The organism is Klenkia brasiliensis, from assembly GCF_900100695.1.
Classification (GTDB): Bacteria; Actinomycetota; Actinomycetes; order Mycobacteriales; family Geodermatophilaceae; genus Klenkia; species Klenkia brasiliensis.
The window spans coordinates 563,152-577,643 of sequence record NZ_FNCF01000003.1; the positions used below are offsets into that span (position 1 = coordinate 563,152).

Annotated in this window: 12 protein-coding genes; 5 read left to right on the forward strand and 7 right to left on the reverse strand. The window is 76.8% G+C overall.

Annotated elements, in window-relative coordinates:
• Positions 1-136: 136 nt before the first annotated feature.
• Positions 137-1,423, reverse strand: a complete 1,287-nt coding sequence (locus BLT39_RS11290; protein ID WP_207507862.1) for an MFS transporter — start codon at positions 1,421-1,423, stop codon at positions 137-139.
• 189 nt (positions 1,424-1,612) lie between these two features.
• Here BLT39_RS11290 and BLT39_RS11295 point away from each other — a divergent pair, with 189 nt between their 5' ends.
• Entirely contained in the window at positions 1,613-2,560 is a 948-nt protein-coding gene (locus tag BLT39_RS11295; RefSeq protein ID WP_091062722.1) for a hypothetical protein, read from the forward strand.
• A gap of 21 nt (positions 2,561-2,581) precedes the next feature.
• Here BLT39_RS11295 and BLT39_RS11300 read toward each other — a convergent pair whose 3' ends face one another.
• Both BLT39_RS11300 and BLT39_RS11305 read right to left on the reverse strand, forming a co-directional pair.
• Positions 2,582-2,917, reverse strand: a complete 336-nt coding sequence (locus BLT39_RS11300) for a hypothetical protein (protein WP_091062724.1) — start codon at positions 2,915-2,917, stop codon at positions 2,582-2,584.
• Between the two features lie 19 nt (positions 2,918-2,936).
• Positions 2,937-3,872, reverse strand: a complete 936-nt coding sequence (locus BLT39_RS11305; protein ID WP_091062726.1) for a siderophore-interacting protein — start codon at positions 3,870-3,872, stop codon at positions 2,937-2,939.
• Between the two features lie 96 nt (positions 3,873-3,968).
• On the opposite strand from BLT39_RS11305, the gene BLT39_RS11310 reads away from it, so the two are divergent.
• Positions 3,969-4,964: an ABC transporter substrate-binding protein gene (locus BLT39_RS11310; protein WP_091062728.1), complete on the forward strand. Its 996-nt coding sequence runs from the start codon at positions 3,969-3,971 to the stop codon at positions 4,962-4,964.
• Between the two features lie 231 nt (positions 4,965-5,195).
• On the opposite strand, the gene BLT39_RS22440 is transcribed toward BLT39_RS11310, so the two are convergent.
• Together BLT39_RS22440 and BLT39_RS11315 are read right to left on the reverse strand one after the other, a co-directional pair.
• Entirely contained in the window at positions 5,196-5,363 is a 168-nt protein-coding gene (locus BLT39_RS22440; RefSeq protein WP_165640247.1) for a hypothetical protein, read from the reverse strand.
• Positions 5,364-5,469: 106 nt separating this feature from the next.
• A complete protein-coding gene (locus BLT39_RS11315; protein ID WP_091062730.1) occupies positions 5,470-8,910 on the reverse strand; it encodes a TM0106 family RecB-like putative nuclease in 3,441 nt (1,146 codons plus the stop codon).
• 113 nt (positions 8,911-9,023) lie between these two features.
• Here BLT39_RS11315 and BLT39_RS11320 point away from each other — a divergent pair, with 113 nt between their 5' ends.
• Positions 9,024-10,040, forward strand: a complete 1,017-nt coding sequence (locus BLT39_RS11320) for a LacI family DNA-binding transcriptional regulator (RefSeq protein WP_165640248.1) — start codon at positions 9,024-9,026, stop codon at positions 10,038-10,040.
• Here the strand turns inward: BLT39_RS11320 and BLT39_RS11325 are convergent.
• Complete coding sequence (locus BLT39_RS11325; RefSeq protein WP_091062733.1) at positions 10,033-11,265, reverse strand: acetyl-CoA C-acetyltransferase; 1,233 nt, start codon at positions 11,263-11,265, stop codon at positions 10,033-10,035. The two genes, BLT39_RS11320 and BLT39_RS11325, sit on opposite strands and share 8 nt — an antisense overlap.
• A 19-nt stretch (positions 11,266-11,284) precedes the next feature.
• Complete coding sequence (locus BLT39_RS11330) at positions 11,285-11,596, reverse strand: LppU/SCO3897 family protein (RefSeq protein WP_131801471.1); 312 nt, start codon at positions 11,594-11,596, stop codon at positions 11,285-11,287.
• A gap of 119 nt (positions 11,597-11,715) precedes the next feature.
• Here BLT39_RS11330 and BLT39_RS11335 point away from each other — a divergent pair, with 119 nt between their 5' ends.
• Together BLT39_RS11335 and BLT39_RS11340 are read left to right on the forward strand one after the other, a co-directional pair.
• On the forward strand, positions 11,716-12,609 hold the full coding sequence (locus BLT39_RS11335) for an SDR family oxidoreductase (protein ID WP_091062736.1): 894 nt from the start codon (positions 11,716-11,718) through the stop codon (positions 12,607-12,609).
• Positions 12,606-14,477 carry a glycoside hydrolase family 15 protein gene (locus BLT39_RS11340; RefSeq protein WP_207507864.1) on the forward strand — a complete coding sequence of 624 codons (1,872 nt, stop codon included), beginning with the start codon at positions 12,606-12,608 and terminating at the stop codon, positions 14,475-14,477. Before BLT39_RS11335 ends, BLT39_RS11340 begins: the two co-directional genes overlap by 4 nt.
• Positions 14,478-14,492 lie beyond the last annotated feature (15 nt).

Genomic DNA, 14,492 nt, shown 5'->3' on the forward strand with positions numbered 1-14,492 from the left:
CCGTTAGCCAAAAGCTACACCCATTAGCCGAGGGGTCAACCCCGCCGAGGCAAGGGAGCCCCTGCACCACGGATCCGGCGCGTGCGTGCGGGAGGGGATCCCTTGCCCCGGCGGCGCGGGGACGGCGCCGACGGCGTCAGGCGACGGCGAGGATGCGCAGGTCCCCGGCGGCGCGGTGCACCGGCGCCAGGTCCACCGCGGGCACGCACACCCGGTCGCCGTCCACCAGGGCCACCAGGACGGCGGCGGCCCCGGCGAGCAGCGCCACGGTGCCGAGCGCGACCGGCAACCCGGCGTGCGCGGCCAGGAACCCGATCGCCGGCGGACCGCCGAGCAGGCCGGTGTAGCCGACGGTGGTGGACAGCGCGATGCCGCGCGACCCGCCCAGCGCACCGGCCCGGGCGACGGCCAGCGGGAAGACGTTGGCCAGGCCGAGCCCGACGACGCCGAACCCGGCCAGCGCGAGCACCACCGACGGCGTCGTCACCGCCAGCAGCGCGCCCGCCGCGGCGAGCAGGGTGCCGCCGACCAGCAGCCGCCGCTCGCCCAGCCGGGCCACCAGCGCACCGCCGGCCAGCCGCCCGCACGCCATGGCCAGGGCGAAGCCCGCGTAGCCGGCGGCGGCGAGCCCGGAGGTGGCGCCGAGGTCCTCGCGCAGGTGCAGCGCGCCCCAGTCGGTCAGCGCGCCCTCGCCGTAGGCGGTCGCGCCGGCGATGCAGCCCAGCACCACCAGGACGGCGGTCGGGCGGCGGCGGGGCGCGTCCTCGGGCACCGGTGCCTCGACCACCGGCGCGGCGTCGGCCCCCACCAGCACCGGCACGAGCACCGCGACCAGCAGCAGGCCGGCGCCGGCCACCACGACCAGGTGCGCCGGGACGGCGAGCACGGCCGCGGCCAGGCCACCCAGCAGCGCACCACCGAGCCCGCCGAAGCTGAACGCGGCGTGCAGCCCGGACAGCACCGGCCGGCCGGCGCGGGACTCGACCTGCACACCGACGCTGTTCGCGGCCACGTTCACCGCCCCGGTCGCGGCGCCGAAGGCCAGCAGCGCGGCGCAGAGCGCGGGCACCGACGTGGCGAGCCCGGGCAGCACCGCGCTGGCGCAGACCGCGACCCCGGCGAGGGCGGCGACCAGGCCTGGTCCGAGCCGCGCGGCGAGTGCGCCGGTGAGCTGCATGCAGGCCAGTGCACCCAGCGACAGGCACAGCAGCGCCAGCCCGAGGGTGCTGTGGTCGGCGCCGACCCGGGTGGCCACGTCGGGGACCCGGGCGGCCCAGGTGCCGAAGACGAACCCGTCGAGGGCGAACAGGGCGGCGACGGCGGCGCGCAGCCGGGACAGCGAGGGCGCGGGCGCGCGGCCGGCGGCGCCGCGGACGAGCCGGCCGACCGGTGAGCGGGCACGCAGGAAGAAGGGTGCGGACACGGGAGGACCTCGCAGGGGGAAGAAGGGGCGCGGGTGGTGGGAGTGGGCACACGACCTCGGGCGCGGTTCCCACGGTGCCAGCCGGACCTGGGCAATGCCTGCAGAAGACGCAGGTGGGAGCCGTGATGGTCCTTACGTGAGCCGGGCCACCGGGTTGCCGCCCACCGGCCCAGGCCGCAGGGTCGGTCCATGACCGGGTCCTTCGCACGGGGGCTGGCCGCGGGCGCGGCCGGCACCACCGTCCTCAACGCCGTCACCTACCTCGACATGGCGGTGCGCGGCCGCGACGCCAGCAGTACCCCCGAGCAGACCATCGACGCCCTCGCCGGCGTCGCGGGCACCAAGGTGCCCGGGAAGCGGAGCGAGCGGGCCAACCGCCGCACCGCCCTGGGCGCGCTGTCCGGCATCGGCAACGGCGTGGCCGTGGGCGTGCTGGCGAGCCTGGTCCGCTCCGCCGGCGTCCGGTTGCCCTCGACCGTCGGCGCGGTCACCACCGGCGCCGCCGCGATGGCGCTGACCGACGGCACCATCGCCGCGCTCGGTGTCGACGACCCGCGCTCGTGGTCCCGCCGCGACTGGGCGTCCGACGCCCTGCCGCACCTGGCGTACGGCGCCGCCGTGCAGGCCGTCGTCGAGGCCATCCCCGCGTCGGGAGACAAGCCCCGGCGCAAGGCGTCGGGCGGGCTGACCGTCCGGTCGCTGCTGCTGGGGGTGGCCACCGGCTGCCGCAGCTCGCTCGGGCTGGCCGCCCCAGCGCTGACCAACCCCGAGGGCGGGGCGCTGCGCAAGGCTGCCTCGGTGGCCGCGGTCGGCGGGGAGCTCTACGCCGACAAGCTCGAGGCGACGCCCCCGCGGACCGACCCGCAGGGCCTGCCGGTGCGCTTCGCCTCCGCCGCGGGCGGCGCCGGGGCGCTGGCCGCGCGGGAGGACGCGAACGCCGCCGTCCCGATCCTGGCCGGGCTCGTCGGGGCCGCGGCCGGCACCTGGGGCGGGCTGGGCTGGCGCCGCTGGGCGGACTCGGCCGGCATCCCGGACTGGCAGGCCGCCGTCCTCGAGGACGGCGTCGCGCTGGCCCTGGCCCTGGCCGCGTCCCTGCCCGGCCGCAACCGGCGCCGGGCGGTGCTCACCCCCGCCTGACCCGCACCTGCTGGGCCGGGGTCAGCCCCGGTCCAGCAGGTCGAGCAGCCAGCCGGGCCCGTGCACCGTCGTGCCCGCCGGCAGCCGCGCGCGCAACCCGCGGTCGGCGGTCACCACGACCAGCGGGGTGCCCAGCCGGGCCGCCTCGGCGGCCAGGGCGTCGTCCCCGCTGCCGGCCGCGCGGACCAGCCGCACGCCGGGGACGTCCGGGACGTCGCGCGCCCGGCCCTCGACCACCGCGACCACGTCGCGGTCGAGGGTCACGAGCCGGGTCAGCAGGCGGCTGGACGCCCCGGCCCGGTCCCGCCACCAGCCGTCCGGTCGGGACCCGACGACGTTGGCGACGTCGACGAGCACCGGGCCGCCGACCGCCGGCTCAGCCGCGGGACCCGACCTTCCAGTAGCCCATGAACGCCACCGCGTCCCGGGGGACGCCGAGGTCGCGGACCAGCCGCCGGCGCAGGCCCTTCACCATCCCGGCCTCGCCGGCCAGCCAGGCGTAGCAGCCGGTGGCCGCGCCGGCCTCGGGCACCTCCCAGAGGATGCCGTCCTCGACCGGCTCGCCCGGGTCGGCGCCGGGGACCCCGCGGGCGATGCCCAGCTCGCACAGCGCGGTGTGCACGGCCGGCTCCAGCAGCTCACCGCGGGCGCGCGACCCGCGGGCCAGCCAGCGGACGTCGACGCCGGCCGGCAGCCGCAGCGACAGGAAGTCCGCCGCCCCGGGGACCTCGAGCACCGCGACCACCCGCGGGCCGGGGGCCAGCGACTCCAGCACCGAGGCGATCGCGGGGACGGCGGTCTCGTCACCGGCCAGGAACAGCGTGCCGGCGTCGGCGGGCGGGGCCCACTCCACGCCCCACATCCGACCCGACCCGGGGCGGTCGGGGCCCAGCACGACCATCGGGTCGCCCGGGACGGCGCGGGCGGCCCACGTCGCGGCCGGGCCGGCGTCGGGGGCGGCGCTGCCGTCGGGGCGGATGCCGTGCAGCACCACGTCGACGTCGAGCTCGGCGACCTCGGGGCGGACCGCCCGCACGGTGTAGGTGCGCATGGCGGGGCGGACCTCGTCGGGCAGCGCGCACCAGGCCTCGTACCAGTCGGGACCGGTCACCGCGAGCAGGTCGACGGCCGGGGCGCCCTCGACCGGGATGAGCAGCTTGAACCGCTGGTCGGCACCGCCCGCGCCGAACAGGTGCAGGTCGGGGCCGGTCAGGGTCAGCCGCAGGAAGCCCGGGGACAGCCGCTCGGTGCGCGCCACGGTGGTCTCGAAGCACCGCCAGGTCGGCTGCAGGGTCTCGGTGGCCGTGCTCATGCGCGCTCCCGGGTCGGCGGTTCGTGCGGTGTGCAGGTGAGGCTAGCCTAACCGGCCATCCGGGGGAACCGCCCCCGCGCACCAGCAGGAGGAACCGTGCTCGGAACCCCCCGCCGCCTCGTCGGCGGACTCCTCGCCGTCGGGACGGCCGTCGCCGTCGCCGGCTGCGGCTCCGACCCCACCGAGGACGCCGCCGCGCCCGCCGAGGGCTGGGAGTTCACCGACGACCGGGGGGTCACCGTGACCCTCGACGAGGCCCCCGACCGGGTCGCCGGGCTCAACGACGTCGTCTCCTCGCTGTGGAACTACGGGGTCGCGCCGGTGGCCACCTTCGGCCAGACGTCGGCCGCCGACGACGTGGCCTTCGAGGGCAAGGACCTCTCCGACGTCGCCCTGGTCGGGACCAGCTACGGCGAGATCGACCTCGAGGCGCTGGCCGCGGCCGACCCGGACCTGGTGGTGACCACCGTCTACCCGACCACAAGCGGCGGGGAGATCGACCCCGAGGGCGTGCCCTACGGCTTCCAGGACCTGGCGCAGCTGGAGCAGGTGGAGCAGATCGCGCCGGTCGTGGTCCTGGGCTGGACCGGGTCGGCCGCGGACGTCATCGAGCGCACCGCCGACCTCGCCGTCTCGGTGGGCGCCGACGAGGACGCGATCGCCGCCGAGCGCGCCGACTTCGACGCCGCCGCGGCGGAGCTGACCGAGGCCGCCTCCTCCGGCGTCACCGTGCTTCCGGTGGCCGCCTACGCCGGCGAGGGCTGTTACATGGCCAAGGCCCCCGACGACCCGTCGCTGCGGATGTACGCCGACCTCGGCGTGCAGTTCCTCGACCCGGGCGGCGAGGAGTACTACTGGCAGACCGCGGGCTGGGAGTCGGTGACCGACTACCGCAGCGACGTCATCCTGTACTCGCTGCGCGGTGCGATGAGCCCCGAGGAGATGGCCACCCAGCCGACCTACGGGCTGCTGCCCGCCGCGCAGGCCGGGCAGGTGTACCCGTGGGAGTACATCGGCATGGACTACCCGGCCCAGGCGGCCTACATGGAGCGGCTCGCCGGCTGGCTGGCCGACAGCGAGCCGGTGACCTGAACCGCCCGGGCGCCTGACCGCGAACCCGGGGTGAGCCGCCGCCCGTCCGGGCACGGCGGCTGGACCTCTGTGGGGGGTCCGGCGGGCGGCGGCCGGGAGGTCTCTCCCCCGGCCGCCGCCCGTCCCAGCCCCGGAGCGCGGCCCCTGACCCCGGCCGCGGCTCCGCGGGCGCCCCGGCGAGCGCCCCCGTGCGCTCCTGGGTCTGCGCACCGGGGGCTGATTGGTGGGCGCTCAGCCCTCGCCGGCCACCGCGGCGACCGCTCCCTGCCGCTGCTGCTCGGCGCGCCGGCGGGCCACCCGCTCGGCCAACCCGCGCGGCGCGCGGGTGGACCAGGTCTCCTGCGCCTCGGCCGCCAGCTGACGGGCGGCCACCACCGATGCCGGCTCGTGCACGCTCATCCTGGTCCTCCCGCCGCCTGCGGTCCGCCCCCCGTCGTGCTTGAACCGCGACGTGACCGTATCGGTACAGCGCGTGGTCGCACCAGGGTTTCGTGCGCGGCGCGGCTCACGTCGTCGCGGCGGCTCCCACGCCGGTCGCGTGCTCGACCAGCCGGCACAGCCCGTTGACCAGTCGTAGCTGGTCGGGCGTGTGCACCGGGGAGGTCAGCAGCGCCGGGCTGCCCACCACGTAGGCCACCGTCCGGGCCCGGGACAGGGCCACGTTGAGCCGGTGCCGGTCGAGCAGGAAGTCCAGCCTGCGCGGCACGTGGGCACCGCTCGAGGCGGCCAGCGAGAAGATCGACACCGCGGCCTCGCGGCCCTGGAACTTGTCGACGGTGCCCACCTCGACGCCCGCCAGCCCGGCCTCGGCCAGCGCCGAGCGGATGCGGTTGACCTGCGCGTTGTACGGCGTGACGACCAGGACGTCGGCCTCGGACACCGGCCGGACGCCGGCGGCGTCGGCCCACGGCCGGCCCAGCAGGTCACCGACCAGCTCGGCGACGGCCGCGGCCTCCTCCCCCGACGCCGACCCGTTGCCCTCGTGCACCACCGGGACCCAGCCGATGCCCGCCGGTGCCGCCCGTCGGTCGGGCAGCTCGACGCGGTGCACCGCGGTGGTCGGCGAGGGCTGCAGCCGACCGCGGTAGGACAGCTCGGACACCACCCGGCACAGCGCCGGCGCCATCCGCCAGGACCGGTCCAGGAACACACCGCGCCCGGCGGGCAGCACGTCGTCCTCGCCGATGACGTGCTGCAGGGCGGAGACGTCGGCGCCGTCGGGGTGGATCCCGCGGCCGGGCTGGCGCAGCTGCTGCGGGTCGCCGAGAAGCACCAGGTCGCGGGCGCACCGGGACACGGCCAGGGTGTCGGCCAGCGACAGCTGGCCGGCCTCGTCGACCACCAGCACGTCGAGCCGGCCGGCCAGGTCGGGGCGGGTGAGCAGCCAGGTGCTGCCGGCCACCACGTCGACGTCGCCGGCGTCGAGCAGGTCGGTCACCGTGCCGTTGTCGTCGGTGCCGACCACCTCGGGCGCGCTGCACCGCTGCCCGGCCGGGGCCTTCTGCACCGCCCGCACGGTGGTGCCGGCCTCGCGGGCGGCCCGCAGCACCCCGTCGAGCAGGTTGCCGACCACCTTGTGGCTGGTGCCGGTGATGGCCACCCGCCGGCCGGCGCGGACCAGGTCGAGCACGGCGCGGGCACCGGCGTGGGTCTTGCCCGCCCCCGGGGGGCCCTGCACGGCCAGCACCCCGCCGTCGAGAGCCGTGACGAGCCGGCGGGTGCGCTCGGCCGCGGTCTCGCCCTCGACCACCAGGGGCGTGCCCGTCCGCAGCCGCGGCGGCCGGCGGGCCAGCAGGTCGGCCGCCGCGGTGCGCACCCCGAGGCCGTCGAGCCCGCCGTCGGCGACGGCGCCGCCGAGCTCGAGCAGCGCCGCCCGGTGGTGGCGGGCCTCCAGCGGGCCGGGCGGCAGCAGGCCCTGCGCGTGGTCGCCGACCCGGTCCAGCGGGCGGGCCAGCACCAGCTCGCCGGTGGCGCCGTCCAGCGAGACGACCTCGGCGCGCACGGCGCGGCCGTCGTCCGCGACCGGGACCTGGTCGACCCTGGAACCGGGTGCCAGCTTGGTCTCCTGCGGCGGGAACCGGTGGGCGACGTGCACCCGGGGGCCGACCGTGCCGAGCACGACGGGTGGGTCCAGCGGGCCCAGCGCGGCGGTCTCCCGCTCCAGCTCGGCCGGGGTGAGCGCCCGCAGCCGGAAGTGCTCCCACCACTCCGACCGCGCCTCGCGGGCGTGCCACCCCAGCTGCTGGGCCAGCAGCCAGACGGCCTGCTCGTCGGGGGTGCGGTCGGTGGCCCGCTCGGGCAGCCCGGTCAGCAGCCGGGCCTCCAGCGCGGCCCGGGCCGCATCGGCCGCGACGGCGGTGGGGCTGGGGTCGGGGTCGGCGTCGAGCGGGCGGCCCAGCGGCACGCCGGAGGCGACCAGCTCGGTGCGCCGCTCCTCGAGCCAGCCCAGCAGCTGCAGCGTGGACAGGCAGTCGTCGCGGTTGTAGTCGCGGATCTCGTCGAGCAGCCGCTGCTCGCCGGTGGCCTGCCACTCCTCGAAGGCCAGGATCGAGGCGCCGGCGTCGGAGACCGCCGCGCCGTGCGGGCGGGTGTGCCCGCGGTAGAAGTCCTCGACCTGCTTGATCGAGTAGGACTCCTTGCTGATCTGCAGGCCCTGCCGGACCACCGCGTACAGGTCGACCAGCGCCCCGCCGCGCAGCAGCCGGTCGACCTCGGCCTGCCGGGTGCCGTACCGGGCGGAGAGCGCCGTGAGCCGGGCCGGCTCGTAGGGCGCGTAGTGGTAGACGTGCGCGTCGGGGTCGGCGGCCAGCGCGGCGACGAGGTGGTCGACCAGCTGCTCGAACCCGTCGCGCTCGGTCGCCGGCGTGCAGCCCCAGTAGGCGGTGTAGCGCTGGTCGCGGTCGAGCAGGCCCCAGAGGTACTCCAGGCCGTGGTCGCCGGTGAACGGGTCGCCCTCGATGTCGAAGAACAGGTCGCCGCGGCTGGGCGGGGGCAGCAGCTCGAACCCGGCGCCGGGCACCCGGGGCAGGAACGCGTAGCCGGGCACCCCGGTCTCGACCTCGGCCCGCTGCAGCGCGGCCTGCCGGGTGATCCGCTCGCGCGAGGCGCGCCCGATGGTGTCGGGCAGCTCGTCGGCGGTGCGGGCGGCCAGCGCCGCGGTGGTGGTGATGCCGGCGTCGGCGAGGGCGACGGCGTGGTCGCGGCGCAGGAAGGCCACCCGCGAGAGGTGGTCGGCGGCCCGCCAGGCCTCGGTGCAGGTGGCCCGCCAGGGGCACACGCCGCAGTGCGCCACCGGGTAGGCCGGGGCGAAGCGCTCGTCGGCGAGCCGGGCGAGGAAGCGGCCGACCGCGGCGCGGGTGTAGGCCTCCGCGTCGGCGTAGGGGAAGGCCAGCTCCTGCTGGTCGCCGGTGACGACGGTGAGCAGCTCGGGCGGCACGCCCTGCAGGCCGGCGAGCAGCCGGCCGTAGAGGGCCATCTGCAGCACCGCGGGCACCTTCACCCGGCGAGCGAGCTTGGTGTCGGCGACGTCGTAGGCCCAGGGACCCAGGTCGCTGGACCGGTCGGTGCGCCTGAGCAGGAAGTCGGCGTGCCCCCGCCAGGTGACCCCGGCCTCGCGGGTGCCGAAGAAGGTGGCCTGGTACACCACGTCGGCGCCCGCGCGCATCGCCGCCACGGTCTGCTCCTGGGCCTGCAGCAGGTCGGCCGCCCCGCGGCCGGGCGCGGGGATCTCCACCACCGACAGACCGCGGTCGCGCAGCCGCTGCACGTGCCGCTCCTCGTGCGCGATGCCGTGGCCGGCGACCAGCTCGGTCATGGGGTCGGCCGCGGGGGGCCGGCCGCGCTCGCCGCGGGCGACCTCGCGGGAGAGCCGGGTGAGGTGCTCGCAGGCCAGGAAACCGGTCAGGTCGCCGGCGCTGACCACCAGCCCGCCGTCGGTCTCGTACACCGCAGCCTCCTCGGACCGGCCCCCTCGGACCGCTCGGCGCGCAGGCTACGAGGGGGGTACGACACAACCGGTCGACGTGGCCGCTGCCCCGCCGACCAGGGAGGATGGGCGCCGTGCCGGTCACCCTCACCACCGTCGCCCGGCGCGCGGGGGTCAGCACCAGCACCGCCAGCCGCGCGCTCACCGGCCACCCGTCGGTGCTGCCGCACACCCGGCAGCGGGTCGAGGCGGCGGCCGCCGAGCTGCGCTACCACCCCAACCGGATCGCCACCGCGCTGCGCACCCGCCGCTCGGGGCTGGTCGGCCTGGTGGTGAACAACCTGCGCAACGCCACGTTCCACGTCATCGCCGAGACGCTGCAGGCCCGCGCGGCCGCGCACGGCCTGCAGGTGCTGGTCTGCACCACCGGCGGCGACCCGGCGCGGGAGGCCGCGTTCCTGGACACCGTGCGCGCCCAGGGCCTGGACGGCGTGGTGGTGGCCGGGTCGGGCGCCAACGGCGAGCTGGTCAACACCCTGGTCGCCGAGGGCAGAGCGGTGGTGACCATGAACCGCGAGGTCGGCGGGGCGCGGGCGCCGTCGGTGATGAGCGACTACGCCACGGCCGCCCGGCTGGCGGCCGAGCACCTGCTCGCGCTGGGCCACACCCGGATCGGCGCGGTCGAGGGTCCGCCGGAGGTCACCTCCGGCCGGCTGCACCACGCCGGGTTCGCCGCCGCGCTGGACACCGCCGGCGTGCCGCTGGACCCCGCCCTGGTCCGCCGCGGCCCGTTCCGCGCCGGGTTCGGCCGCGACGCCGCCCGCGAGCTGCTGGACGCAGCACGGCCGCCGACGGCACTGCTGGTGAGCAACCACGAGGCCTCGTTCGGGGTGCTGGCCGAGCTGTCCCGCCGCGCGGTCGCGGTCCCCGGTGAGCTGTCGGTGGTGTGCACCGAGGACGAACCGTTCTGGGAGTTCTGGACGCCGCCGCTGACCGTCGTCGACAACCGCGCCGCGGTGCTCGCCGAGCGGGCCGCGGACCTGCTGCTGGTCCAGCTCGACGACGACGCCGGCCCGCCGGAGCCGGCCGCCGAGCAGGTCGCCCCGGAGCTGGTGCTGCGCGGCTCGACCGCCCCGCCGCCGGTCAGCTGACCCGCTCGAACACCGCGGCCAGGCCCTGCCCGCCGCCGATGCACATGGTCTCCAGGGCGTAGCGGCCCTCCCGCCGGCGCAGCTCGTGCGCCAGGGTGGCCAGGATGCGGGCGCCGGTGGCGCCGACCGGGTGTCCCAGCGAGATGCCCGACCCGTTGACGTTGACCCGCTCCCGGTCGGCGACGGCGAGCTGCCCCGACGACTCCCACGCGGCCAGGCACGCCAGCACCTGGCTGGCGAAGGCCTCGTTCAGCTCGACCAGGTCCATGTCGGCCAGGGTCAGCCCGGTGCGGGCCAGGGCGGCGGCCACCGCGGGCACCGGGCCGATGCCCATGGTCTCCGGCGCCACCCCGGCCACGGCCCACCCGCGCAGCGACAGGAAGGGGTCCCAGCCGCGGCGGTCGGCCTCGGCGCGGGTGGTGACCAGGCACATCGCCGCGCCGTCGTTCTGGCCCGAGGCGTTGCCGGCGGTGACCGTGGCCGCCGGGTCGACCCGGGCCATGACCGGCCGGAGCGCGGCCAGGTCCTCCATGGTGGTCTGCGGCCGGGGGTGCTCGTCGACCGTGACCGTGCGCGCGGGGGCCTTCCGGGTGGCGGGCACCTCGACGCCGACCACCTCGTCGGCGAACCGGCCCTCGGCGATCGCCGCCCCGGCCCGCTGCTGCGACCGCAGCGCCCAGGCGTCCTGGGACAGCCGGTCGACGTCGTGGTCGCGGCGGACGTTCTCCGCGGTCTCCAGCATGCCGCCGGGCACCGGGTGGTGGATGCCGCCGGCGGTCTCCCGCGCCCGGGCCAGCCGGTCGTGCAGCATCGTGCCGTCGCCACGGACACCGGTGCGCAGGCCCAGCGCGTAGTGCTCCACCTGGCTCATCGACTCCACGCCGCCGGCCACCACCGTGGTCGCCGCGCCGGTGGCCACCTGCATGCAGGCGTAGAGCACCGCCTGCAGGCCCGAGCCGCAGCGCCGGTCGATCTGCAGCCCCGGCACACCGGTGCCCAGCCCTGCGTCCAGCGCCGCGATGCGGCCGATCGCCGGCGCCTCGCCGTTCGGGTAGCACTGGCCGAGCACGACGTCGTCCACCTCGCCCTCGGCCAGGCCGGTGCGGGCGGCCAGCTCGCGCAGCACGGTCGCCGCGAGCGAGGCGGCGGTCAGCCCGGCGAAGACGCCGCCGAACCGGCCGACGGGGGTGCGCAGGGGCGAGCAGATGACGACGTCGGTGTCCATGGTGCGACCATCCCACTCCTCAGGCGGCGACCAGGCACAGCACCCGGTCCGGGGTGGCCGACAGCCCGCCGGCGGAGTAGCTGGCGGTGCTGCGCGGGAAGACGCCCATGCAGACCGGCTGCGACTGCAGGGGCGGGACGTCGTCCAGCACGCCGATGACCCGGAACGTCGCCGCCGGGTCGTCGCAGCCCACCACGACCACGGTCTGGTCCGGGCCGGCCGCCACGCAGTCGCCCACCCCGGGCGAGGGGCCGCCGCCCACCAGCAGCACCCCGGTGACGGCCAGCGCCACCCCCACGGCGGCCAGCAGCACACGGACCCGGGTCGTCACACCCCGACGGTAGGACGTGCGTCACCGGGTTGAGCCCTGCCCGGCCCGGGCAAGGGGTCCGTGGTCGTTCAGCCACCAGCGGCCGGCCCCTGACCGCGCGCCCCGGAGGCAACCCCCTCGTGACCGACCAGTACACCTTCACCAACCCCGTCGACCAGTACCGCACCGACGGCTACCCCGAGCAGGGCATCGACGAGCCGGGCCTGGAGTCCGAGCTGCAGGTGCGCGCCGACCACGGCGAGGACACCTACCGCGGCACCGGCCGGCTCCGGGGCCGCAAGGCGCTGGTCACCGGCGCCGACTCCGGCATCGGCCGGGCCGCCGCCATCGCCTACGCCCGCGAGGGCGCCGACGTCGTGCTGAACTACCTGCCCGAGGAGCAGTCCGACGCCGAGGCCGTCGCCAAGCTGGTCGAGGACGCCGGCCGCAAGGCCGTGCTCGCCCCCGCCGACCTGTCGGTGGAGAGCGAGGCCCGCCAGCTCGTGCGCACCGCGGTCGAGGAGCTCGGCGGCCTGGACGCCCTCGTGCTCGTCGCCGGCAAGCAGACCTGGGTCGACGACCTGGCCGACCTGACCAGCGAGCAGTTCGACGCCACCTTCAAGACCAACGTCTACTCGGTGTTCTGGGTCGTGCAGGAGGCCGTGCCGCACCTGCCGCCGGGCTCGACCATCGTCACCACCAGCTCCATCCAGGCCTACTCCCCCGCCCCCGGCCTGGTCGACTACGCCACCACCAAGGCCGCGATCAACACCATCTCCAAGGCCCTCGCGCAGCAGCTGGCACCCCGGGGCATCCGGGTCAACGTGGTCGCCCCCGGCCCGTTCTGGACCCCGCTGCAGGCCTCCGGCGGCCAGCCGCCGAAGAACCTGCCCGAGTTCGGCAAGGAGACCCCGCTGGGCCGCGCCGGGCAGCCGGCCGAGCTGGCCGGTGCCTACGTGTACCTCGCGTCGGCCGAGTCGGGCTACACGGTCGGCGAGACGCTGAACGTGAACGGGGGCATGCCCACCCCGTGAGCACCTCCCCGGACGAGGCGGGCGTCCAGACGCGAGGCGCCCGCCCCGCCCCGGCGCACCTGCGCTGGGGCGCCACCGGTCCCGGGCCGGTGGACGAGCGCGACGACGACGGCTACGCCGACCTGCGCACCTACGCCGCCATCGGCGACGGCCGGGCGCTCGCGCTGGTGGCCCGCGACGGCAGCATCGACTGGCTGCCGCTGCCGGCCATCGACGCGCCGCCGGTGTTCGGCGCACTGCTGGACGCCGAGCACGGCGGCTGCATCGAGCTGCGCCCGGTGGAGGAGTTCCGGGTCCAGCGCGAGTACGTGCCCGGCACCAACGTGCTGACCACGACCTTCTCCACCGACTCGGGCAGCGTGCGGGTCACCGACGCGCTCAACACCGGGGTCGCCGGGCGGCTGCCGTGGTCCGAGCTCGCCCGGCGCATCGAGGGCCTGTCCGGCACGGTGCGCCTGCGGGCCGCCGTCCGGCCCGGCACCTGCCTGGGCACCGCCTCGCCGTGGATCCAGGAGACGGTGCACGGCCTCGTGCTGCGGGACGACGGCCTGACCATGGCGGTGCGCACCCTCGGCGAGGACCGCGTCGTCACCGGGGACCAGCGGATCGACGTGGAGTACACCGCCACGCCGGGCTCCCGGGCGCTGCTGGGCCTGGTGGCCACCGAGCGCGAGCCGCTGTTCCTGCCCGACCCGGCGCTCGTCGACGTCGGCATCGACCGGACGATCAAGAACTGGGCGGCCTGGGGCGAGGAGTTCCGCTGGGAGGGCGACTTCGACAGGTCGGTGCGGCGCAGCGCGCTGGCGCTGAAGCTGATGATCCACTCCCCCAGCGGCTCGATGGTCGCCGCCGGCACCACCTCGCTGCCCGAGGACCTCTCCGGCGGCAAGAACTGGGACTACCGCTTCGCCTGGGTCCGCGACTCCGCCTACGCCCTCACCGCGCTGTTCCGGTTCGGCCTGCGCGAGGAGACGCACGGCGCGATGAGCTGGCTGCTGGGCACCATCCGCCGGCACGGCCCGGAGCCGCGGGTCTGCTACACCCTCGACGGCGAGCTGACCGACGGCGTGCACGAGCCCGACGTCCCCGGCTGGCGCGGCATCGGGCCCGTGCAGTCGGGCAACGCCGCGGCCTCCCAGCTGCAGCTGGGCGTCTACGGCGACCTGTTCTCGATCGTGTCGCTCTACGTCGAGCACGGGAACGTGCTCGACGCCGAGACCGGCCGGTCGCTGGCCTCCATCGCCGACACCGCCTGCGACCGGTGGCAGCAGAAGGACGCCGGCATGTGGGAGCTGCACGACCCGCAGCACTACACGACGTCCAAGCTGGGCTGCTGGCAGGCGCTGACCAAGGCGGTCGAGCTCGCCGAGGCCGGCCAGATCCCCGGTGACCCGTCGCGCTGGCGCGCCGAGGCCGCGCGGATCCGCACCTGGGTCGAGGAGAACGCCTGGGACGACGACCGCGGGGCCTACCTCATGCACCCCGGCAGCGACGCCCTGGACTGCTCGATCCTGCTGCACGCCATCAGCGGGTTCGACCGCGGCGAGCGGATGAGCTCCACCCTCGACGCGCTGCGCCGCGAGCTCGGCGCCGGCCCGCACCTGTACCGCTACACCGGGATGGACCGCGAGGAGGGCGTGTTCCTGGCGTGCTCGTACTGGATGGTCTCGGCGCTGCAGCTGTGCGGGCGGGGCCGCGAGGCGCGCATGCTGATGGAGGACCTCGAGGGGACGGCGAACGACGTCGGCATGCTGGCGGAGATGCTGGACCCGGCCGACGGGGCGTTCCTGGGCAACCTGCCCCAGGCACTGTCCCACCTGGCGCTGGTCAACGCAGCCATCACGCTGGACGAGCACGCCGCGCCCTAGCAACGGAGGAACCCC